This is a genomic window from Serratia sp. GW822-FHT06D09 (assembly GCF_058799515.1).
On record NZ_JBXALO010000006.1, the window covers coordinates 80,884 to 101,435 of the forward strand.

Sequence of the window (20,552 nt, forward strand, 5' to 3'; positions counted from 1 at the left end):
CCATGCTGCGCATCGATGCCCACCAACATTACTGGCAATACCATCCGCAACGCTACCCGTGGATCAGCGAGCAGATGGCGGTGCTGCAGCAGGACTTTGGTCCGGCGCAGCTTGATCCGTTGCTGCAGCGCCACGGTTTTGACGGTGCGCTGGTGGTGCAGGCCCGCCACGGCGAGCAGGAAACACAGGAACTGTTGGCACAGGTGCAGCAGAGCCGTGGCGTCTGCGGGGTAGTGGGCTGGCTGGACATCACTGCGCCGCAGCTGGCGCAGCGGCTTGATGAATGGCGGCAGCAGCCTCTGCTGCGTGGCCTGCGTCATCTGGTGCAGGATGAACCGCAGCCGGACGCCTGGCTGGCGCGGCCGGAAGTGCGGCGCGGCATGCAGATGCTGCAGCGGCAGGGCTACGTCTACGACATGTTGGTCACCCACCGGCACTTGACGGCGGCGGCGCAGTTTGCCGCTGAACATGACGACTACTGGTTGGTATTGGACCATCTCGGTAAACCGGATATCGCTTTGGGCGCGAAGCACTGGGCGCAGCAAATCAAGCCGTTGGCGGCATTGGGCCATGTGGTCTGCAAACTGTCGGGGCTTATCACCGAGGTGCCCGGTGGCCGGTGGCAGGCATCGCAGCTGCTGCCGTTTTTTGATGCGGCGCTGGAGGCATTCGGCCCGCAGCGGCTGATGTTTGGTTCCGACTGGCCGGTGTGCCTGCTGGCCGGGGACTATGGCCAGGTTTATCAACTGAGTGAGCAGGCGATCGCCACGCTGAGTCCTTCGCAACAGGCGGAGATTTGGGGCGGCACCGCCTGCCGAATTTATGGCTTAACGGAGTCTGGTTATGGATCTGTATCTGAAAGATAAGGTGGTGATCGTCACCGGCGGCGGTTCCGGCATCGGTGCGGCCATCACCCTGCTGCTGGCGGAGGAAGGGGCGATCCCGGTGATTGTCACCAACGCTGCGCCAGAGGCGGAGTTTCTGGCGCAGCTACGGCGGTTGCAGCCGCAGAGTGCGGTGATCATCACCGACTTATGCGAAGAGCGGGATTGTCGACGGGCGGTGGCACAAACGCAAGAGACCTTCGGCCGCATCGATGCGCTGGTGAATAACGCCGGTGTTAACGATGGCGTGGGGTTGGAGGCCGGCCGCGAGGCCTTTGTCGGATCGCTGGAGAAAAACCTGATCCATTACTACCTGATGGCGCACCTGTGTCAGTCGGCGCTGCAAAACAGCAAGGGTGCCATCGTCAACATCGCTTCCAAAACGGCCCTGAGCGGACAGGGCGGCACCAGCGGTTATACCGCCGCCAAGGGCGCCGTGCTGGCGTTGACCCGCGAGTGGGCGGTGTCGCTGCGCCATGAAGGCGTACGGGTGAATGCGGTGGTTCCGGCGGAGGTGATCACACCGCAGTATCAGCGTTGGATCAGTACCTTCGAGCAGCCGGAACAGCAGCTCGAGAAAATTACCGCACGCATTCCTCTCGAACATCGGATGACCACGCCGCAGGAAATCGCCAACACCGTGGTGTTTTTGATTTCATCGCGTTCGTCGCACACCACCGGGCAATGGCTGTCGGTGGATGGCGGTTATCTGCATCTTGATCGGGCGATCACATGAGTGGCGCGGCGGACAGAGGACGGCGCTTTTGTCAGGCGCTCGATCTGGTCGATTCACCGGCGCTGATCGAGGAGTACCTGCACCATCACCAGCGTATCTGGCCGGAGATTGCCGCTCATCTGCGGGAGCACGGCATTTTGGATATGGAGATTTATCGGCTGGGCACCCGGCTGTTCATGATTGTTGACGTTAGTACCGAGTTCGATGCCGCGCGGTTTGCCGCCGCCGGCCTGAGCAACCCCCACGTGCAGCGCTGGGAAGCCCTGATGTGGCAATACCAGGTCGCCACCCCCTGGACGCCGAAAGGCGAAAAATGGGTGGAGATGGAGCAGATATTTTCTTTGCAAAAACAATAACATCGTTACCCTACCGAGGATATATCAATGCTTGCTGAAAAAAGTGCGGCCCCGCCACAGCTGGGCGTCAAGTCAACCGCCAACCTGCGCTGGGCTTTTATTCTGGTCACCAGCCTGTTCTTTATGTGGGGGTTGTCGTATGGCCTGTTGGACGTATTAAACAAACACTTCCAGGAGACATTGCACGTTACCAAGGCGCAGTCGGGATTATTGCAGGCGGCATATTTCGGCGCCTACTTCCTGGTGGCGCTGCCCGCCGGCTATTTTATGGATAAGAAAGGGTACAAGGCCGGAATTTTGGTCGGGCTGTGCCTGTATGCGCTGGGGGCGTTGCTGTTTGTGCCGGCGGCATCCGCCAACAGCTTCGCCATGTTCCTGTTCGCGCTGTTTGTCATTGCCTGTGGGCTGGGCTGCCTGGAAACGGCGGCCAACCCTTATGCCACGGTACTGGGCGACGCGAAGGGGGCCGAACGGCGGTTGAACCTTTCCCAGTCGTTTAACGGTCTGGGGCAGTTTATCGGCCCGATGATCGGCGGCACGCTGTTTTTCTCTGCCACCCAAGGGGCGAGCAGCGGCGACCAGAGCGCGGTGAAGATGACCTATGTGGCGATCGCCGTGCTGGTGCTGCTGATTGCCTTTTTGTTCGGCCGCACCCGGCTGCCGGACATTCGTGAAGAAGAGCAACCGGAACACGGTGAAATCGTTCAGGGGCTATGGCAGCACAAACACTTTGTCGGCGGGGTGATCACCCAGTTCTTCTATGTGGCAGCCCAAGTGGGCGTCGGTGCATTCTTTATCAACTACGCCACCGAACACTGGAACGAAGTGTCCAACCAAAGTGCGTCCTACTTGCTTTCTATCGCCATGATTTGCTTTATGGTCGGGCGCTTCTTCAGCACCTGGCTGATGGGCCGGGTCAAGCCGGCCACGTTGCTGATGATCTACTCGCTGATTAACATTGCGCTGTGTGGCGTGGTGATGCTCAGCCTGGATGGGGTCTCGGTGGTGGCGTTGATCGCAGTGTTCTTCTTTATGTCGATCATGTTCCCGACCATTTTCGCCCTGGGGGTGAAAAACATGGGCAAACACACCAAGCGTGCCAGCTCCTTTATGATCATGGCGATCGTCGGGGGGGCCATCATGCCTTACTTTATGGGGGCGCTGGCGGACAAATACAGTACGGCACTGTCGTATGTGCTGCCGCTGTTGTGCTTCGGCGTGGTGTTTGTTTACGGTTTGCAGCAGCGCCGTCGCTAAAAGTCTGGCCCGCCGGCTCAGACAGCGGCGGGCTGCACGCTAGGCGCCAACTGAATATTATTGCGGCCGTTGTTTTTCGCCTGATACAAGGCGGCATCGGCCGCACGGATCGCCGAGGATACGTCAAGTTTGTCCAAGGCGGAGATCCCGGCGCTGAGCGTCACAGTGGTGCTTTCCAACTGGTTGAAGCGATGGGGGATTTTTAATCCCTGCACCCGCAGCCGCACCCGTTCGGCCAACTGGGTGGCGTAATCCTCGCTGACGTTGGTCAGCAGCACCAGAAACTCTTCCCCGCCGTAGCGCACCACAATATCGCGAGAACGCACCGAATCGCGGATGGTGATGGCAACCTGCACCAGCGCCTGATCGCCCATGGTATGACCATAGTTATCGTTATAAGCCTTGAAATGGTCGATATCGAGTAACACCACGAAATGACAACCCGACGGCGGTACCGTCAGCATATTGATTTTATTTTCCAGTCCCCGGCGGTTATAAAGCCCGGTTAAGGGATCGATCATGCTCAAATTGCTAAACCGGTCCCGTTCGTTATACAGATTGGCTACCAGCGTTTGGGTAAAAAGCTCGCTGCGTTTGAGCATCAGATGATGAATAGAGAATGCGATAATCGGCAATACCGTGGTGAATACGATCCTGGTGGTATTGTGCATACCGTCCAGTAATAGAATAACCAGGGCGGAAGGCACGGCGTGCAGGCAAAAAGCGATAAAGTTATCGGTTAAGGCAATGGCGCTGATAAAAAACATACTGAACAGACTAATTAATAGAAAACTTTGGTTGTTCGGCGCACAGTACTGACTTTTAACGTAAATATGGGCAGCCCACAGCAGGCCAAGCACGCAGGAAAATAGATTCAATTTTTTGACGTATAACCGTGGAGACTGCAAGGTAAATAACAGCGCCACCAGACAAAATATCGGTATACCTAATAAAGGTAGGGTAAAAGCTGGCTTGTCATTAAATGGGACCAATAATGTAAATATGGAAGAGGCCGCGTTCATTAACAAAAATAAAAATAATGATAAGCGGTGTTTGCTGTTCAGCAGTTCCTGATAAGAACGCGCGTTCATACGGAGTTCACTCTTCACAATATCGATCTGTCGAAAAATTAAGGTGGCGAAAAATTCTATCGGCGTGAATTAAACATTCGCATTGTATGGTTGTTGATTGTGATTATTAACATGCGAATAAGACTAAGAATTTTCTTATGGCAAACTATCATTTTTACACCGTTATGTCATCCGCGTTTGGTGGTTGCGGCGAAAATGATGCGCAGTGAAAAAAAGTGTTATATGATATTGGTTATCATTATCACTTGAAGGGTAGGGTTATCATGATTGCAGCCATGATTACCGCGTGTGGGTTGTGGGGCGTCAGTTGGTGCCTGGGCAATCGGCTGGCCAGCGCCTGGGGCGTTTTGTTGCCCTGCGCTTTAATGCCGTTACTGGCATTGATCAACCTGGATATGATGCAACTGCGTACGCTGATTGTGATCGCCATGCTGGCGACGCTGGTGATGTTGTTCAACAGCCGCTGGCGGCATTACCTGCTGCTGCCTTCCTGTATGGCATTGGCTGGGGGATTGGCGGCGATCAGCCTGAATTTCAATCTGGGATAAAAACGCAAAAATCACGCTATCGCGTGTTGGTTATCGTTTCGATTGGGAATGGCTTTGGGGGTAGGGCTTCCGAAGAGATTTATCGATTGGTGCGAAGAGAGGGACTTGAACCCTCACGTCCGTAAGAACACTAACACCTGAAGCTAGCGCGTCTACCAATTCCGCCACCTTCGCACAGCCGATAATCTTTATTTTGCTTTCGATTTATATCACCAGCTTGGTGCGAAGAGAGGGACTTGAACCCTCACGTCCGTAAGAACACTAACACCTGAAGCTAGCGCGTCTACCAATTCCGCCACCTTCGCATTGATGCTGTGCAATATAAATCATGTGGTTATTTGGTGCGAAGAGAGGGACTTGAACCCTCACGTCCGTAAGGACACTAACACCTGAAGCTAGCGCGTCTACCAATTCCGCCACCTTCGCATACCAGATACATTACCGGAGTAACGTTACCACGGAGGCGAATTCTAGAGATTTTGGCGGGTACGTCAATAGTTATTTCCCCTGTTTGCGGGCGTTTGCTGGAAAAACGTCCGTTTTGGGTGACTGATAGCGTTCAAACAGCCAAATCAGCCAGTCAATCAACACCCTGACCCGTGGCGCAAGGAAACGGCCGGGGGGATACATGACGTAAATGGGCATCGGCGGTGGCGGGGTTTCTGCCAACACTTCGACCAATTCTCCTTTCTGCAGCCAGGGTGCCAGCGAATAATGCGCTGCCTGTATCAGCCCCATGCCGGCGCGGCAGCCGCTGGTGTAGGCATCAGCCCCGCTGACGCTCAGTTTGGCGGGCAATTCGCGCAATTCCACTTTGCCGTTGCGGCAAAACTCCAGCGGATAATCCCGGTTGCTGGTGAGGGAAAAATAACCTACCGCCTGGTGCTGCTGTAGCCGGTCAATCGACTGCGGCACGCCGAACGCCGCCAGGTAGGCAGGCGAGGCGCAGGTCAGCTGTGGCAACATGGCAATGCGGCGTGCCACCAGGCTGTCATCTTCGGTTTCCCAGGCACGCAGCACGCAGTCTACTCCATCACGCAGTAAATCCACGTGGGTGTCGTTGGCACCCAATGCCAGGGTCAGATCCGGGTAGCGCCGGTAAAAGTCATCCAATGCCGGAATAACGATTTCGCGCGCCAGCGAATGGGGCATATCGATACGCACTTTGCCGGAGGGCTGCAGTTTTTGATGGCTGAACAAGGTGTCCGCCTCTTCCAGTGCGCCCAGCAACTGTACGCAACGCTGGTAATAGAGGGTGCCTTCGCTGGTCACCTGTACCTGACGGGTGGTGCGTAGCAGCAGGCGCACACCGAGGCGCTGCTCCAGCCGCTTAACGGCATTGCTGACCGTGGCGCGGGGTAACTGCAGGCGTTCCGCCGCCCGACTGAAACTGCCCAGTTCGACGATACGGGTAAAAATGCGCATGGCCTGGATCTGGTCCATCTTGCCCGCTCCGTATTGTTAGTGATTTATGAACAGTGATGAGCAATCTGCATTATTTATCTTTTTAGGCGAAACAACCAGACTCTGTTGCATCAGCATCTTCGCTGATAAAAACCGCAAGAGGGCAACACAATGCAACAACGCAAATTAGGTCCCACTGGCCCGCTGGTTTCCGCTCTGGGGTTGGGCTGCATGGGGATGAGTGATTTTTATTCGACCGCTCACGATGAACAAGAAGCTATCGCCACGCTGCACCGTGCGCTGGAGTTGGGCGTCACTCTGCTGGATACCGCCGACATGTACGGCCCACACACCAATGAACAGCTGATTGGCAAAGCGATCAAGGGCAAGCGGCAGCAGGTCTTTCTGGCCACCAAGTTTGGCATTGTGCGCGATCCGGCCAACCCTGCAGCGCGGGGCGTCAGCAGCCGACCGGAGTACATCCGCCGATCGGTGGAGGGCAGCCTGAAGCGTCTCGGGGTCGAGGTGATTGATCTTTATTACCAGCACCGCGTCGATCCTGAGGTGCCGATTGAAGAGGTGGTAGGTACGATGGCGGACCTGATTAGCGAAGGAAAAATCCGTTATATCGGGCTAAGCGAAGCTTCTGTCGCCACGCTGGAGCGAGCGCATAAAGTCCACCCGATTACGGCGCTGCAAACTGAGTATTCATTGTGGACACGCGATGCCGAGCAGGGCGTATTGGCGGCCTGTGAACGCCTGGGCATTGGGTTTGTTCCCTATAGCCCGCTGGGGCGCGGTTTTCTGACCGGAGCGATCCAACGGCCAGAAGATCTGGACGCTGACGATTTCCGTCGCAGCAACCCGCGTTTTCAGGGGGAAAACTTTGCACGCAATCTGGCGCTGGTGGAAAAAGTGACTGAGCTGGCTAAGCAGAAAGGCGTTGCGCCGTCGCAGTTGGCGTTAGCCTGGGTGTTGGCGCAGGGTGAGCACATTGTCCCGATCCCTGGTACCAAACGCCGTCGCTATCTGGAAGAGAATATCGCAGCGGCCGAATTGACGCTCAGCGCTGCCGAACTGGCGGCCATTGAGGCGGTGTTCCCCCTGCAGGCCGCGGCAGGGGCACGCTACGGTGCGGAGTCGATGACCTATATCAACGGCTAATAAAAAGGGCGCAGCGTGTAAACGCTGCGCCCTGATACGGAGACGCGTTAGCGGGTCGCCGTTACTTCTTTTTCTTGGTATCGCGCGGCGCACGGGCTACGGTCGCCTGGTACACCTTGAAGCGGCCGTTTTGTGCCAGCACTTCATGGCTGCCGAAGGTGGCGTCCAGGATGTCCGGATACGGCAGGAAGGCGTTGGCCACGATGCGCAGACGGCCGCCGATCGGCAGGTGCTTCAACGCCCCGCGGATCAGAGTTTCTGCTGCGGTCAGGCTGGTTTGCAGGCCATCATGGAACGGCGGGTTGGAAATGATCAGGTCGAAACGGCCGGTAATGTCGGAATAGACGTTACTGACGATCACTTCGCCTTCAATACCGTTGGCGGCAAGCGTAGCCCGGCTGGACTCCACGGCGGCGGCGTTGACGTCGCTGAGGGTCAGCTTCATCTTCGGCGACAGTTTGGACAGCACGGAAGCCATCACGCCGGCACCGCAGCCTACGTCCAGCACCTTGCCTTTCATGTGTTTTTCCAGGGTCGACAGCAGCAGTGAGCTGCCAACGTCCAGCCCGTCGCGGCTGAACACGCCCGGCAGGGTTTTCACTTCCAGATCGTGCAGCTGATAGCTTTCCCACCAGTCTTCCAGGTTGAATTCGGTCTGCGTATCCAGACGGCCGTGATACAGGCCACAGCGGCGGGCGCTGTCGATTTTCACCAGTGTGGCATAGTCTTCCACCATCTGGTCGGCACTGCGTACGCCGCTGCGGTTTTCACCGACCACGAACACTTCTGCGCCGACCGGCAGCAGCGCCAGAATGTTGCACAGTTGGAATTGCGCTTCCTGTTTGCTCTTCGGCCAATAGTAGATCAGCGTATCGCACTCGGCGACAAACGCAGCGTCCACGGTCAGCCCGAACTGCACGTTTTCGCCCATCGCCCGGTTCAGTAACTGCCAGTGATGGTACTGCTGGGTATGGACACGCACATCCGCGGCCTCGAATTGGGCCGGCAGGGCGTCCTGCAGGTCACCGGCAAACAGAACGCGGCGTTCGATAAACTCATCACTGTGGCGCAGCATGACTTCACTGGCGGGGGTTAATGCAGACATCAGGTTTTGGCTCCTAGAAATTAGACCGGGGATTATAGAGCTTTGTGGCGATATGTTCGACGGGTTTATGCCCAATAGCTTTCTGGCTCCAGCAAGGCGGGGATCGAGAGAGTTCCCGGGAGCTGAGATAACTCAGTGACTGGGATGAGCGAGGGAAGCCAACGCCGCTGCAGCCTGAAAGATGAAGGGGATGTTGGCGCAGTCCGCGCGGGTTTGTTAGCATAGCGCGGCGCATGGCAGGCATGGCGCACCACAACGGGTAGATCCTGACAGGAATCGGCATGGCATCAAAACGCGACTGGCTGTTACAACAACTGGGTATTACGCAGTGGACATTGCGCCGCCCGGGCGTGTTGCAGGGCGAAGTAGCGGTCAGCCTGCCGCCTGAAGTGCGTTTGCTGATCGTAGCGCAGGCACTGCCTGAGCATAACGATCCGCTGTTTTGCGACGTGTTGCGCAGCCTGGGGTTGACCCCGGCGCAAACCTACGGCCTGACGCCGGATCAGGTGGCGATGCTGCCTGAAGATACCGAATGCAACAGTTGGCGGTTGGGCGTTGCGGAGCCGCTCGCGGTGGCCGGCGCACAGCTACACAGCCCGGCGCTGGCCGAGCTTTCTCTCGATGCGGGTGCCAAACGCGCACTCTGGCAGCAGATTTGTCATCATGAACAGTATTTCTACCCTGACCGCGGCCGATCTGGCCACGGCCTTCAAGATTGAGCAAGCCAGTCACGCCTTTCCCTGGACGCAAGCCACCTTTTCCAGCAATCAGGGCGATCGTTATCTTAACCTGAAACTGGACGCCGACGGGCAGATGGCGGGCTTTGCCATTACCCAGATCGTGCTGGATGAGGCCACGCTGTTCAACATCGCCATTCACCCCGACTGGCAGCGTCGCGGCTTTGGCCGTCAGTTGCTGGAAGCCTTGATTGCACAGTTGGAAACCCGCGGTGTGGTTACTTTGTGGCTGGAAGTGCGCGCCTCCAACCGTGCGGCGATTGCGTTGTATGAAGATCTCGGCTTTAACGAAGTGACCGTCCGCCGTAATTACTATCCGAGCGCCAATGGGCGTGAAGACGCCATCGTCATGGCGCTGCCGCTGGCTTAGCCGGTGTCTTGGTTTTAACTTCTTCCCGCCGGGAAAAGCATTGATTGTCACCGGTTGACAAATCAGCGAAAATGCCCGGCTATTATCTTTTATTTACCGCTTTGCCTGGCGCCGTGCGCGGCGCGTTCTGATGCTTTCGCAGGGCGGACTAACTGTAGAATCTGAAAAACATGTCTCCTAGTGAATTTGCCCGCGAAGTCTCGAAAAGAAGAACTTTCGCCATCATCTCGCACCCCGATGCCGGTAAAACCACCATTACCGAAAAGGTGTTGCTGTTCGGACAGGCGATCCAAACCGCCGGTACGGTAAAAGGCCGTGGCTCAAACCAGCACGCCAAATCCGACTGGATGGAAATGGAAAAGCAACGTGGTATCTCAATCACCACCTCGGTGATGCAGTTCCCGTATCGCGAATGCCTGGTTAACCTGCTGGATACCCCAGGGCACGAAGACTTCTCCGAAGATACTTATCGTACCCTGACCGCCGTCGACTGCTGCCTGATGGTGATCGACGCCGCGAAAGGGGTTGAAGATCGTACCCGTAAGCTGATGGAAGTAACCCGTCTGCGCGATACGCCGATCCTGACCTTTATGAACAAATTGGACCGCGATATCCGCGATCCGATGGAAGTGATGGACGAAGTCGAGCGTGAGCTGAAAATTGCCTGCTCGCCTATCACCTGGCCTATCGGCTGCGGCAAGTTGTTTAAAGGGGTTTATCATCTGTACAAGGATGAAACCTACCTCTACCAGACCGGTAAAGGCCACACCATTCAGGAAGTACGCATTGTCAAAGGCCTGGATAACCCAGAGCTGGACGCTGCGGTGGGCGAAGATCTGGCCGCGCAGCTGCGTGAAGAGCTGGAGCTGGTGCAAGGCGCTTCGCACGAGTTCGATCATGAAGCCTTCCTGAGCGGCGATTTGACCCCGGTCTTCTTCGGTACCGCGCTGGGTAACTTCGGCGTGGATCACATGCTCGACGGTCTGGTCGCCTGGGCGCCGGCGCCGATGCCGCGCGATAGCAACACCCGTAAAGTGGTGGCTGCGGAAGAGAAATTCACCGGTTTCGTGTTCAAGATCCAGGCCAATATGGATCCAAAACACCGCGACCGCGTGGCCTTTATGCGCGTGGTGTCTGGCCGTTACGAAAAAGGCATGAAGCTGCGCCAGGTACGCACCGGTAAAGATGTGGTGATATCCGACGCGCTGACCTTTATGGCGGGCGACCGTTCGCACGTGGAAGAAGCCTATCCGGGCGATATCATTGGCCTGCATAACCACGGCACCATTCAGATCGGCGATACCTTCACCCAGGGTGAAGACATGAAGTTTACCGGTATCCCGAACTTCGCACCGGAGCTGTTCCGCCGTATTCGTCTGCGCGATCCGTTGAAGCAAAAACAGCTGCTGAAGGGTCTGGTTCAGCTGTCCGAAGAAGGGGCGGTACAGGTCTTCCGTCCAATCGCCAACAACGACTTGATCGTGGGCGCGGTGGGTGTGCTGCAGTTCGACGTGGTAGTTGCGCGTCTGAAAAGCGAATACAACGTCGAAGCCTTGTACGAGTCGGTCAACGTCTCTACGGCGCGCTGGGTGGAATGCAGCGACGTGAAGAAATTCGAGGAGTTCAAGCGTAAGAACGAGCTTAACCTGGCGTTGGACGGCGGCGACAACCTGTCTTACATCGCGCCTACGATGGTTAACCTGAATCTGACGCAGGAACGCTATCCGGAAGTGGTGTTCCGCAAAACGCGCGAACACTAACAGAACAGCAGGGCGCCTTAGGGCGCCCTGTGTTATATTGCGTCTCCCCATTCTGCTAATTAATAAATCTCCTTCACCAGTTTCGTCTCCCTCGCATCCGCCAGCATTTACCCGGTCTTTCCTGTTTTTTCTGTCATATGGTCTATATTTAATAGGGCATCATTTAGCCAGTAAGCGTAATTCACTATTTTTTGCCACGATAATAGCGAGTTATTCGGTAGTGTTGCCAATAAGAGACAGTGTGATGTTATTAATATCAATAACATAGCTATAACCTTGATTTAACGGACAGGTGTTGTCGTCAATAGGCGACAGTTTTTAGTTCGATTATTAATCAACTTTTATTTTGTTATTGATTTTTAATGATTTTTTAAAGTTGGCACAGCCGTTGCAATATTCCTGGTGTGGCAACAATCGTCTTAGCGTGAATGTTTGAACGTATAGAAATCGTGAAGTATTCACTGAGTGAGTCGCGTTATGGCGACTGAAGGGTCCGCAATCATTTTGGATCCATAACCAAAGGAAGAGATCGATGAAAAATACTAAATTTGCACAATCACTGATGGCTGTTGTTTTGGGTTCCGTTCTGGTTAGTGGCAGCGCGCTGGCTGAAGATACGCTGCTCAACAAAGCGTCGAGTGCCGCTGATAGCGCGGGTGCCAAAATCGATAGCTCCATGAAAAAAGTTGACGGCTACATGGATGACAGCGCAACAACGGCTAAAGTTAAAAGTGCGCTGGTGGATGACAAAACCATTACCAGCAGCGATATCTCGGTGAAAACGGAAAAAGGTACCGTTACCCTGAGCGGTTTTGTCGGCAGCCAGGCGCAGGCCGAGCATGCGGTTGAAGTGGCCGGTAAAGTTGAAGGCGTCAAATCCGTCAGCGACAAGCTGCACGTGAAAGACGAAAGCAAGCAGTCCGTGAAGGCTTATGCCGGTGACACCGCGACCACCAGCGAACTGAAAGCCAAACTGCTGGCCGATGACATCGTGCCTTCACGCAACGTGAAAGTGGAAACCACTGATGGTGTGGTGCAGCTTTCCGGTGAAGTGAAAACTCAGGCCCAGTCTGAGCGTGCAGAAAGCATCGCCAAAGCGATCGACGGCGTGAAAAGCGTTAAAAACGACCTGGTAGTTAAGCCGTAAGTTTAGTACGAGCAACAATAAGCACCAAATCCTGGGTTGGCTGAAAGGTTAACCCAGGAAGCACCATCAAAAAAAGAAACTGACCGGCAACCTGGATGAGCCTGAAAAGGGCACAGGTTGCGATGTGTTTTTTCACTATGGTAAGGAGAAGCTTATGTTTCGTTGGGGCATTATCTTTTTAGTCATCGCACTGATTGCTGCTGCGTTAGGTTTCGGCTCTCTGGCGGGTACCGCCGCCTGGGCTGCAAAAATCGTCTTCGTCGTGGGGATCATTCTGTTCCTGGTCAGCCTGTTTACCGGCCGCCGACGTCCATAGGCTGCGACCCGAAGGGCTGGGGCCATTTGAACGCGCCCCTGTGTTACGAGCCGTTTATTTGGCCCACCAAACCTCACGACCCGTGCCTTGTTGCGCGTCCAAATGACCGCCAGCGGAGCTCACGCACTATTACGGGACACAGCCTTGTTTCTCTCAAAGTGTAACAAAGCTTAATTCCTTTTCTCACCCTAGGGAGGTCAGTCATGAATAGCGACATCATCCTCGGACGCTGGAAACAGTTGAAGGGCCGGGTGTGTCAGGCATTGGCGGAGTGGTCCGACAATGACTGCATCTGGCTGATGGGAAGCAATGACTGCCTCTCTGGCATACTGCAAGAGGATTACGGAAGAGAGCAAGACGAGGTATCCTCGGGTAAAACGTCTCACTGAGGATGCAGGGTTGGGATACAGAATACCCATCACGCTCGGCAATATAGAACCGCTGGCGTATAAACCTTACCGGCCCGGCAAAATGGCGCTGGTATGTGAAGGGGGCGGGCAGCGCGGCATTTTTACCGCCGGCGTGCTGGACGAGTTTCAGCGTGCCCGCTTTAATCCTTTTGATCTGATGATCGGCACTTCTGCCGGCGCACAAAATCTCTCGGCCTTTATTTGTGGCCAGATGGGCTATGCGCGGCGGGTGATCACCCGTTACACCACCTCCGCTGAATTCTTTAACCCGCTGCGCTTCGTGCGTGGCGGGCATTTGATCGATCTCGACTGGCTGATCGACACCACGTCGCAACAGCTGCCGCTGGCAATGGACGTGGCGGAAAAACACCTGATCGATGGCCGTGAATTCCTGATGTGCGCCTGCCGCAGCGATGACTTTGAACCCACTTACCTGCCGGCGCAGCGTGCCAGTTGGTTGCCGGCGATCAAGGCATCCAGCGCCATTCCGGGTTTTTACCGTATGGGCGTGGATTTGGACGGCGTCAGCTATCAGGACGGTGGCATCAGCGATGCGATCCCAGTCGAAGAGGCCTACCGCCGTGGCGCGGACACTATCGTGGTGATCCGTACCGTGCCTTCGCAGATGTATTACACCCCGCAGTGGATGAAGCGCATGGAGCACTGGCTCAGCGAAAGCAGCCTGCAGCAGATGGTGCGTATCCTTCAACACCACGAACAAAGCTATCACCGCATTCAGCAATTCATTGAGAAGCCGCCCGGCAAGCTGCGCATCTTTGAAATTTTCCCGCCGAAGCCGCTGGCCAGCAATGCCTTGGGCAGCCGGCTGACGTCGCTCAATCAGGACTATCATCTGGGGCGTCGCTGCGGGCGCTATTTCCTGGCGACCGTCGGGCACTGGCTGGTCGAGCAGGACAAACTGGACGGTATGAAGGTGAAAAAGGCGCTGTCGCGCCGTTTGATCCAGCCTGAGAATGTCGTTATGCCTTCGCCGATCATCACCGACGTGGCACACCCGCGCGAACTTTCCACGCAGCCGGAGCCCAATCTGGCCGCGAGAGAGATTATTCTGCCGGGTGACGTACCCCCGGGTGAAGGGGGGTTGCTGTGACCCCAGATTTCACCGATACCCACTGCCACTTCGATTTCCCGCCGTTCAGCGGGCAGGAGCTTGAAAGCCTGGCGTTGGCCGAACGGGCGGGCGTAAGGCGAATTATCGTGCCGACGGTAACTGCCGACCGCTTTGCGCGGGTGGTAAAACTGGCGCGCGACTATCCGCCGTTGTTCGCAGCCCTCGGGCTGCACCCGCTGTATATTGCCCAGCATCAGGAAGCGGAGCTTGAACAGTTGGCGGGTTTTCTGGCCAGCCGACCTCAGAAGCTGGTGGCGGTGGGGGAGATTGGTCTGGATCTGTATATGGAGAACCCGCAGTTCGAACGGCAACAGCGGGTATTGAAGGCCCAGTTGAAACTGGCTAAAGAACACGATCTGCCGGTGATCCTGCATTCCCGCCGCAGCCACGATCAACTGGCGGCAATGCTGCGTCGTAGCGAAGTGCCACGCCGTGGCGTCGTACATGGTTTTGCCGGTAGCCTGTCGCAGGCGCAGGCGTTTATCCGCCTGGGCTATTACATTGGCGTGGGGGGCACCATCAGCTATGAGCGGGCGCAGAAAACCCGTAGCGTGATGGCTCAATTGCCGTTGACCTCCTTGCTGTTGGAAACCGATGCGCCGGACATGCCGCTGGCCGGTTACCAGGGGCAGCCCAACCGGCCTGAACGTGCCGCCGAAGTTTTCCAGGAACTGTGCCGCTTGCGCCCCGAGTCAGCCGAGGATATTGCCGCCCAGTTGCAACACAACACTCACGCCCTGTTTACCCTTTAGGTGTCTAACCCACCATAACTGTGATGATGCTCACGTTATAAGATTTTCATTTGCTTCCTGTTGTATGCATTTGTGACATAAATCGGTACGAGGGGTACCTCGCTCCGTATAATCGCTCCCCGAAATTACTCTAAAGCAGCCCCGTGTTCCTCTCTGACAGGGATGCATTTCTTTTTCGCAACAGGGATACTTTGCATGCAACTCATCATGAGCCTGGTCGGTATGGCAGTGCTGATCGCCATTGCGGTGCTGCTCTCCAGCAACCGCCGCGCGATTAACCTGCGCACCGTTATTTGGGCATTTGTTCTTCAGGTCGCCATCGGCGCGCTGGTGCTGTACGTTCCAGTTGGTCGCGCGATTCTCGGCGGCATGTCGGCGGGCGTGGCTAACGTGATCGCCTACGGCAACCAGGGGATCTCCTTCATCTTCGGTGGCCTGGTTTCCGACAAGATGTTTGAAGTCTTCGGCGGCGGCGGTTTTGTGTTCGCACTGCGCGTACTGCCGGTGATCGTGTTCTTCTCCTCGCTGATTGCGGTGCTGTATTACCTCGGTATCATGCAATTGGTGATCCGCGTGTTGGGCGGTGGCTTGCAAAAGCTGCTGGGTACCTCACGGACCGAATCACTGTCGGCGACCGCCAACATTTTTGTCGGCCAAACCGAGGCCCCGCTGGTGGTGCGTCCGTATATCGCTACCATGACCCAGTCTGAGCTGTTTACCGTGATGTGCGGTGGCCTGGCCTCGGTAGCCGGTTCTGTATTGGCAGGTTATGCCCAGATGGGGGTGCCGCTGGAATATCTGATCGCCGCTTCATTTATGGCTGCACCGGGTGGCTTGCTGTTCGCCAAGCTGATGGTGCCGGAAACCGAAAAAACCCACGATAAAGACGACGCGATGAAATTGATCGCAGAAGATGAACGCCCGGCCAACGTGATCGATGCGGCTGCTTCAGGTGCGGCTTCCGGCATGCAGCTGGCGCTGAACGTCGGCGCGATGCTGTTGGCGTTTATCGCGTTGATCGCTTTGCTGAACGGCATTCTTGGCGGTGTCGGCGGCTGGTTCGATTATCCGCAGCTGTCGCTGGAACTGATACTTGGCTGGGTATTCTCACCGATCGCCTTCCTGATCGGCGTGCCTTGGCATGAAGCGATGGCGGCCGGCTCGTTTATTGGCCAGAAGATTATCGTTAACGAATTCGTCGCCTACATGAACTTCGGTGCTTACCTGCGTCCGGACGACGTGGTGGCGGCAGAAGGGCTGCAGGTGCTGTCGGCGCATACCAAGGCGATCATCTCCTTCGCGCTGTGCGGCTTTGCCAACCTGTCGTCGGTGGCGATCCTGCTCGGCGGTCTGGGCAGCATGGCGCCGAACCGTCGTCATGACATCGCGCGCTTCGGCCTGAAAGCCGTGGCTGCGGGTACGCTCTCCAACCTGATGAGTGCGACCATCGCCGGGTTCTTCCTGGCGCTGTAACCCCGGTCCTGTCCTGTGATAGCGCCGCGAGCCCTATTGCAGGACACCGCCTATACTCTAAGACGGGCACAGCGTGCCGTGCCCGCGTCCGTTTCTTTAGCGAATTTGTGAACGATATCGCGTTATTTTGTGATGTTCTTCACATATAATTCCGGCCTGTTACAGTGTTATTTCATATAGTGTGACTCTGAGCGCGAATTGCCCCCGGCGATCGTGTTCAAATAGCTATTACTGACCCTGCGCGATGCGAAGGGTTATGTGCGGTGAGAAGGATCTCAGTTGCCGCGGTGGGAACCCGTTCCCCAGCGCTATCTTCAAGGAACCAAGTCCGCTCGCCAACACCCAGGTACTCAGTTGGAGAGTTTTATGACCGAATTAACCGCAGCAGCGCAACGTGCGCTGACCTTAATGGATTTGACCACGCTGAACGACGATGACACCGATGAAAAAGTGATCGCGCTGTGTCGTCAGGCCAATAGCCCGGCCGGCCATACGGCGGCCATCTGTATTTACCCGCGTTTTATCCCGGTGGCGCGCAAGGCCCTGCGTGAGCAGGGGACGCCGGACATCCGCATTGCGACCGTCACCAATTTCCCGCATGGCAATGACGATATTGAAATCGCGCTGGCGGAAACGCGCGCGGCTATCGCCTATGGCGCCGATGAGGTGGACGTGGTGTTCCCTTACCGCGCGCTGATCGCCGGTAACGAGCAGGTGGGTTATGAACTGGTCAAACAGTGCAAGCAGGCTTGCCAGGCCGCCAACGTGCTGTTGAAAGTGATCATTGAAACCGGTGAGCTCAAGCAGGCCAGCCTGATCCGTAAAGCATCGGAAATCGCCATCAACGCCGGTGCTGACTTTATCAAAACCTCTACCGGTAAAGTGCCGGTCAACGCGACGCTCGAAAGCGCCGAGCTGATGATGTCGGTGATCCGCGATCTTGGCGTTGCCAAAACGGTGGGCTTCAAGCCGGCCGGTGGCGTACGCACAGCGGAAGACGCGCTGCATTATCTGCAACTTGCCGATCGTATTCTGGGCGAAGGTTGGGCCGATGCGCGTCATTTCCGCTTCGGGGCTTCCAGTCTGTTAGCCAGCCTGCTGACGACGCTGGGCCACAGTGCCGGGCAGTCCGGCAGCGGTTACTGAACGATTACGTCGGCAAGGCGAGATAATCGCCGGCCTGCACTCTACTCTAGCTAAAACAGGGGGACGCTTTGTTCCTGGCCCAAGAAATTATCCGTAAGAAACGTGACGGTCAGCCGTTGAGCGAAGCAGAAATTCGCTTTTTCATCAATGGTATCCGTGACAACGTCGTTTCAGAAGGTCAAATTGCCGCGCTGGCGATGACCATTTATTTCCACGATATGACCATGCCGGAGCGCGTGGCGCTGACCATGGCAATGCGTGATTCCGGTACCGTGCTGGACTGGAAAAGCCTGTCACTGAACGGGCCACTGGTCGACAAGCACTCCACCGGCGGCGTGGGCGATGTCACTTCGCTGATGCTGGGCCCGATGGTGGCGGCTTGCGGCGGCTATGTGCCGATGATCTCCGGCCGTGGTTTGGGCCATACCGGCGGTACGCTGGACAAGCTGGAAGCGATCCCGGGCTTTAATATCTTCCCGGACGACAATGCCTTCCGCAAAATTATTCAGGACGTGGGCGTGGCGATTATCGGCCAAACCAGCTCGCTGGCACCGGCGGACAAACGCTTCTACGCGACCCGTGATATCACTGCTACCGTAGATTCCATTCCGCTGATCACCGCCTCTATTCTGGCGAAGAAGCTGGCGGAAGGCCTGGATGCGTTGGTGATGGACGTCAAAGTCGGTTCAGGTGCCTTTATGCCAACCTACGCACTGTCGGCCGATTTGGCGCAGGCGATTGTTGGCGTAGCCAACGGCGCCGGCTGCAAAACCACCGCGCTGCTGACCGACATGAACCAGGTGCTGGCCTCCAGCGCCGGTAACGCCGTGGAAGTTCGCGAAGCCGTGCGCTTCCTGACCGGCGAATACCGCAACCCGCGCCTGCTGGAAGTGACGATGGCGCTGTGCGTGGAAATGCTACTTTCCGGTGGCCTGGCGAAAGATGATGCCGATGCGCGTGCCAAACTGCAGGCAGTGCTGGACAATGGTAAAGCGGCAGAAGTGTTTGGCCGTATGGTCGCCGCACAGCAGGGCCCGACCGATTTCGTCGAGCGCTATGACAGCTATCTGCCTGCCGCAACCCTCAGCAAGCCGGTTTACGCTGAGAAAAAAGGTATCATCAGTGCAATGGATACCCGTGCACTGGGCATGGCGGTGGTGTCCCTGGGCGGCGGTCGCCGCCGTGCAACCGACAGCATCGACTACAGCGTGGGCCTGACTGAGATGGCGCGCCTGGGTGACAAAGTGGATACCCAGCAGCCGCTGGCGGTGATCCATGCCAACGACGAAGAGACTTGGCAGCAGGCGGCCGAAGCGGTACGCAGTGCGATGGTGCTGAGCGACAAAGCGCCGGAAGTGACGCCAGTAGTCTATAAGCGCATCACGGAATAATTAACGAATCAGGAGCGGCAGCGGCCTTTTCGCTGTCGCCCACAGCGTGAAAACACGCAGGAGAGCATGATGAAACGTACATTTATTATGGTATTAGACTCATTCGGTATTGGCGCGAGCGAAGATGCCGAGCGTTTTGGCGACAAGGGTTCCGACACTCTGGGTCACATCGCCGAGGTCTGCGCGCGCGGTGAAGCCAACGTTGGTCGTCAGGGCCCGTTGACGCTGCCTAACCTGAGCCGTCTGGGCCTGGGCAAGGCCGCGGAAGAATCCACCGGCACCTTCCCGCAAGGGTTGGATCGCAATGCGGACATCATCGGCGCCTATGCTTACGCCAGCGAACTCTCTTCCGGTAAAGATACGCCGTCAGGCCACTGGGAAATCGCCGGCGTGCCGGTACTGTTCGATTGGGGCTATTTCAGCGACGAACACAACAGCTTCCCGCAGGAGCTGCTGGACAAGCTGGTCGAGCGCGCTAACCTGCCGGGCTACCTCGGTAACTGCCACTCATCCGGCACCGTGATCCTCGACCAACTGGGCGAAGAGCACATGAAAACCGGCAAGCCGATTTTCTACACCTCTGCCGACTCGGTATTCCAGATCGCCTGCCACGAAGAGACCTTCGGCCTGGATCGTCTGTATGAACTCTGTGAAATCGCCCGTGAAGAGCTGACCGAAGGCGGTTACAACATTGGCCGCGTGATCGCTCGTCCATTCCTGGGCGACAAGCCGGGCAATTTCCAGCGTACCGGTAACCGTCACGATCTGGCCGTAGAGCCACCGGCGCCAACCGTGCTGAAAAAGCTGGTGGACGAGAAGGGCGGCGAAGTGGTGTCGATCGGTAAAATTGCCGATATCTACGCCAACGTGGGCATCACCAAAAAGGTCAAGGCTACCGGCATCGACGCGCTGTTCGACGCAACCGTGACCGAAATGGAAAAAGCCGGTGACAACACCATCGTGTTCACCAACTTCGTTGATTTTGACTCCTCTTACGGCCACCGCCGCGACGTTGCGGGCTATGCTGCGGCGCTGGAGCTGTTCGACCGCCGTCTGCCGGAGCTGCTGAAACTGGTGAAAGATGAAGATATCATTATCTTCACCGCTGACCACGGCTGCGACCCGACCTGGCCGGGCACCGACCACACCCGTGAGCATATTCCGGTCCTGATTTACGGTCCGAAAGTGAAACCAGGTTCGTTGGGCCACCGTGAAACCTTCGCCGACATCGGCCAGACAGTAGCCAGCTACTTTGGCGTGTCACCGATGGATTACGGTAAATCCATGCTCTAAGCCCCGTATTTCAAGCCGCAGCATTGTTGCTACGCGCCTGGCTGCAACTCGAAATTCAAGGCTTAGATGTTTGATGTTTT

Annotated in this window: 21 protein-coding genes and 3 tRNA genes; 18 read left to right on the top strand and 6 right to left on the bottom strand. The window is 56.5% G+C overall.

Features of this window, described 5'->3' with window-relative positions:
• Positions 1-2: 2 nt before the first annotated feature.
• Genes AC1RKG_RS15730 through fucP form a run of 4 tightly spaced genes read left to right on the top strand, consistent with a single transcriptional unit; the run spans position 3 to position 3,233 of the window.
• Positions 3-866: an amidohydrolase family protein gene (locus AC1RKG_RS15730; RefSeq protein WP_122077044.1), complete on the top strand. Its 864-nt coding sequence runs from the start codon at positions 3-5 to the stop codon at positions 864-866.
• The gene (locus AC1RKG_RS15735) at positions 844-1,620 is read left to right on the top strand and encodes an L-fucose dehydrogenase (protein ID WP_129983289.1); all 777 of its coding nucleotides are present in this window, start codon (positions 844-846) and stop codon (positions 1,618-1,620) included. The genes AC1RKG_RS15730 and AC1RKG_RS15735 overlap by 23 nt, the downstream gene beginning before the upstream one ends.
• A complete protein-coding gene (locus AC1RKG_RS15740; protein WP_046374566.1) occupies positions 1,617-1,976 on the top strand; it encodes an L-rhamnose mutarotase in 360 nt (119 codons plus the stop codon). The genes AC1RKG_RS15735 and AC1RKG_RS15740 overlap by 4 nt, the downstream gene beginning before the upstream one ends.
• Positions 1,977-2,003: 27 nt before the next feature.
• Entirely contained in the window at positions 2,004-3,233 is a 1,230-nt protein-coding gene (gene fucP / locus AC1RKG_RS15745) for an L-fucose:H+ symporter permease (protein WP_048762889.1), read from the top strand.
• 17 nt (positions 3,234-3,250) lie between these two features.
• On the opposite strand, the gene AC1RKG_RS15750 is transcribed toward fucP, so the two are convergent.
• Complete coding sequence (locus AC1RKG_RS15750) at positions 3,251-4,324, bottom strand: GGDEF domain-containing protein (RefSeq protein WP_020825102.1); 1,074 nt, start codon at positions 4,322-4,324, stop codon at positions 3,251-3,253.
• 263 nt (positions 4,325-4,587) lie between these two features.
• Here AC1RKG_RS15750 and AC1RKG_RS15755 point away from each other — a divergent pair, with 263 nt between their 5' ends.
• Positions 4,588-4,872, top strand: a complete 285-nt coding sequence (locus tag AC1RKG_RS15755; protein WP_020825103.1) for a DUF1435 domain-containing protein — start codon at positions 4,588-4,590, stop codon at positions 4,870-4,872.
• Positions 4,873-4,959: 87 nt separating this feature from the next.
• Here the strand turns inward: AC1RKG_RS15755 and AC1RKG_RS15760 are convergent.
• From AC1RKG_RS15760 to AC1RKG_RS15775, 4 genes are all read right to left on the bottom strand, one after another.
• Positions 4,960-5,046: transfer RNA gene (locus AC1RKG_RS15760), tRNA-Leu, on the bottom strand.
• Positions 5,047-5,090: 44 nt separating this feature from the next.
• Positions 5,091-5,177, bottom strand: a tRNA-Leu gene (locus AC1RKG_RS15765).
• 34 nt (positions 5,178-5,211) lie between these two features.
• Positions 5,212-5,298, bottom strand: a tRNA-Leu gene (locus AC1RKG_RS15770).
• Positions 5,299-5,370: 72 nt separating this feature from the next.
• Entirely contained in the window at positions 5,371-6,315 is a 945-nt protein-coding gene (locus tag AC1RKG_RS15775) for a LysR family transcriptional regulator (protein WP_128865032.1), read from the bottom strand.
• Positions 6,316-6,447: 132 nt separating this feature from the next.
• On the opposite strand from AC1RKG_RS15775, the gene AC1RKG_RS15780 reads away from it, so the two are divergent.
• Positions 6,448-7,440, top strand: a complete 993-nt coding sequence (locus AC1RKG_RS15780; protein WP_046374564.1) for an aldo/keto reductase — start codon at positions 6,448-6,450, stop codon at positions 7,438-7,440.
• Between the two features lie 61 nt (positions 7,441-7,501).
• Here the strand turns inward: AC1RKG_RS15780 and rsmC are convergent, their stop codons facing one another.
• Positions 7,502-8,545 carry a 16S rRNA (guanine(1207)-N(2))-methyltransferase RsmC gene (gene rsmC / locus AC1RKG_RS15785; RefSeq protein WP_046374563.1) on the bottom strand — a complete coding sequence of 348 codons (1,044 nt, stop codon included), beginning with the start codon at positions 8,543-8,545 and terminating at the stop codon, positions 7,502-7,504.
• A 281-nt stretch (positions 8,546-8,826) separates the two neighbouring features.
• Between rsmC and AC1RKG_RS15790 the strand changes: the two genes are divergently transcribed.
• The 12 genes from AC1RKG_RS15790 (at position 8,827) to deoB (ending at position 20,472) form a co-directional block, all read left to right on the top strand.
• Positions 8,827-9,264 (top strand): DNA polymerase III subunit psi, encoded by a 438-nt coding sequence (locus AC1RKG_RS15790; RefSeq protein ID WP_020825107.1) that lies wholly within the window; start codon positions 8,827-8,829, stop codon positions 9,262-9,264.
• Positions 9,209-9,652: a ribosomal protein S18-alanine N-acetyltransferase gene (gene rimI, locus AC1RKG_RS15795; protein ID WP_020825108.1), complete on the top strand. Its 444-nt coding sequence runs from the start codon at positions 9,209-9,211 to the stop codon at positions 9,650-9,652. The genes AC1RKG_RS15790 and rimI overlap by 56 nt, the downstream gene beginning before the upstream one ends.
• 170 nt (positions 9,653-9,822) lie before the next feature.
• Positions 9,823-11,412 carry a peptide chain release factor 3 gene (prfC, locus tag AC1RKG_RS15800; RefSeq protein ID WP_020825109.1) on the top strand — a complete coding sequence of 530 codons (1,590 nt, stop codon included), beginning with the start codon at positions 9,823-9,825 and terminating at the stop codon, positions 11,410-11,412.
• Positions 11,413-11,944: 532 nt separating this feature from the next.
• Positions 11,945-12,559, top strand: a complete 615-nt coding sequence (osmY, locus tag AC1RKG_RS15805; protein ID WP_020825110.1) for a molecular chaperone OsmY — start codon at positions 11,945-11,947, stop codon at positions 12,557-12,559.
• Positions 12,560-12,713: 154 nt separating this feature from the next.
• Positions 12,714-12,875, top strand: a complete 162-nt coding sequence (locus AC1RKG_RS15810) for a DUF1328 domain-containing protein (protein WP_004857650.1) — start codon at positions 12,714-12,716, stop codon at positions 12,873-12,875.
• Between the two features lie 203 nt (positions 12,876-13,078).
• A complete protein-coding gene (locus tag AC1RKG_RS15815) occupies positions 13,079-13,264 on the top strand; it encodes a CsbD family protein (protein WP_020825111.1) in 186 nt (61 codons plus the stop codon).
• 10 nt (positions 13,265-13,274) lie between these two features.
• Positions 13,275-14,396, top strand: a complete 1,122-nt coding sequence (locus AC1RKG_RS15820) for a patatin-like phospholipase family protein (protein ID WP_041414172.1) — start codon at positions 13,275-13,277, stop codon at positions 14,394-14,396.
• On the top strand, positions 14,393-15,169 hold the full coding sequence (locus AC1RKG_RS15825; protein ID WP_115060173.1) for a TatD family hydrolase: 777 nt from the start codon (positions 14,393-14,395) through the stop codon (positions 15,167-15,169). Before AC1RKG_RS15820 ends, AC1RKG_RS15825 begins: the two co-directional genes overlap by 4 nt.
• Before the next feature lie 195 nt (positions 15,170-15,364).
• On the top strand, positions 15,365-16,642 hold the full coding sequence (locus AC1RKG_RS15830; protein WP_048762894.1) for a NupC/NupG family nucleoside CNT transporter: 1,278 nt from the start codon (positions 15,365-15,367) through the stop codon (positions 16,640-16,642).
• 366 nt (positions 16,643-17,008) lie between these two features.
• A complete protein-coding gene (gene deoC / locus AC1RKG_RS15835) occupies positions 17,009-17,788 on the top strand; it encodes a deoxyribose-phosphate aldolase (RefSeq protein WP_142815995.1) in 780 nt (259 codons plus the stop codon).
• Between the two features lie 68 nt (positions 17,789-17,856).
• Complete coding sequence (gene deoA / locus AC1RKG_RS15840) at positions 17,857-19,179, top strand: thymidine phosphorylase (RefSeq protein ID WP_046374560.1); 1,323 nt, start codon at positions 17,857-17,859, stop codon at positions 19,177-19,179.
• A gap of 69 nt (positions 19,180-19,248) precedes the next feature.
• A complete protein-coding gene (gene deoB, locus AC1RKG_RS15845) occupies positions 19,249-20,472 on the top strand; it encodes a phosphopentomutase (protein ID WP_020825117.1) in 1,224 nt (407 codons plus the stop codon).
• The last annotated feature ends 80 nt before the right edge of the window (positions 20,473-20,552 follow it).

Coding starts and splice junctions, on each gene's coding strand:
- AC1RKG_RS15730 (WP_122077044.1), top strand. CDS start 3: ATGCTGCGCATCGATGCCCACCAACATTACTGGCAATACCATCCGCAA.
- AC1RKG_RS15735 (WP_129983289.1), top strand. CDS start 844: ATGGATCTGTATCTGAAAGATAAGGTGGTGATCGTCACCGGCGGCGGT.
- AC1RKG_RS15740 (WP_046374566.1), top strand. CDS start 1,617: ATGAGTGGCGCGGCGGACAGAGGACGGCGCTTTTGTCAGGCGCTCGAT.
- fucP (WP_048762889.1), top strand. CDS start 2,004: ATGCTTGCTGAAAAAAGTGCGGCCCCGCCACAGCTGGGCGTCAAGTCA.
- AC1RKG_RS15750 (WP_020825102.1), bottom strand. CDS start 4,324: ATGAACGCGCGTTCTTATCAGGAACTGCTGAACAGCAAACACCGCTTA.
- AC1RKG_RS15755 (WP_020825103.1), top strand. CDS start 4,588: ATGATTGCAGCCATGATTACCGCGTGTGGGTTGTGGGGCGTCAGTTGG.
- AC1RKG_RS15775 (WP_128865032.1), bottom strand. CDS start 6,315: ATGGACCAGATCCAGGCCATGCGCATTTTTACCCGTATCGTCGAACTG.
- AC1RKG_RS15780 (WP_046374564.1), top strand. CDS start 6,448: ATGCAACAACGCAAATTAGGTCCCACTGGCCCGCTGGTTTCCGCTCTG.
- rsmC (WP_046374563.1), bottom strand. CDS start 8,545: ATGTCTGCATTAACCCCCGCCAGTGAAGTCATGCTGCGCCACAGTGAT.
- AC1RKG_RS15790 (WP_020825107.1), top strand. CDS start 8,827: ATGGCATCAAAACGCGACTGGCTGTTACAACAACTGGGTATTACGCAG.
- rimI (WP_020825108.1), top strand. CDS start 9,209: ATGAACAGTATTTCTACCCTGACCGCGGCCGATCTGGCCACGGCCTTC.
- prfC (WP_020825109.1), top strand. CDS start 9,823: ATGTCTCCTAGTGAATTTGCCCGCGAAGTCTCGAAAAGAAGAACTTTC.
- osmY (WP_020825110.1), top strand. CDS start 11,945: ATGAAAAATACTAAATTTGCACAATCACTGATGGCTGTTGTTTTGGGT.
- AC1RKG_RS15810 (WP_004857650.1), top strand. CDS start 12,714: ATGTTTCGTTGGGGCATTATCTTTTTAGTCATCGCACTGATTGCTGCT.
- AC1RKG_RS15815 (WP_020825111.1), top strand. CDS start 13,079: ATGAATAGCGACATCATCCTCGGACGCTGGAAACAGTTGAAGGGCCGG.
- AC1RKG_RS15830 (WP_048762894.1), top strand. CDS start 15,365: ATGCAACTCATCATGAGCCTGGTCGGTATGGCAGTGCTGATCGCCATT.
- deoC (WP_142815995.1), top strand. CDS start 17,009: ATGACCGAATTAACCGCAGCAGCGCAACGTGCGCTGACCTTAATGGAT.
- deoB (WP_020825117.1), top strand. CDS start 19,249: ATGAAACGTACATTTATTATGGTATTAGACTCATTCGGTATTGGCGCG.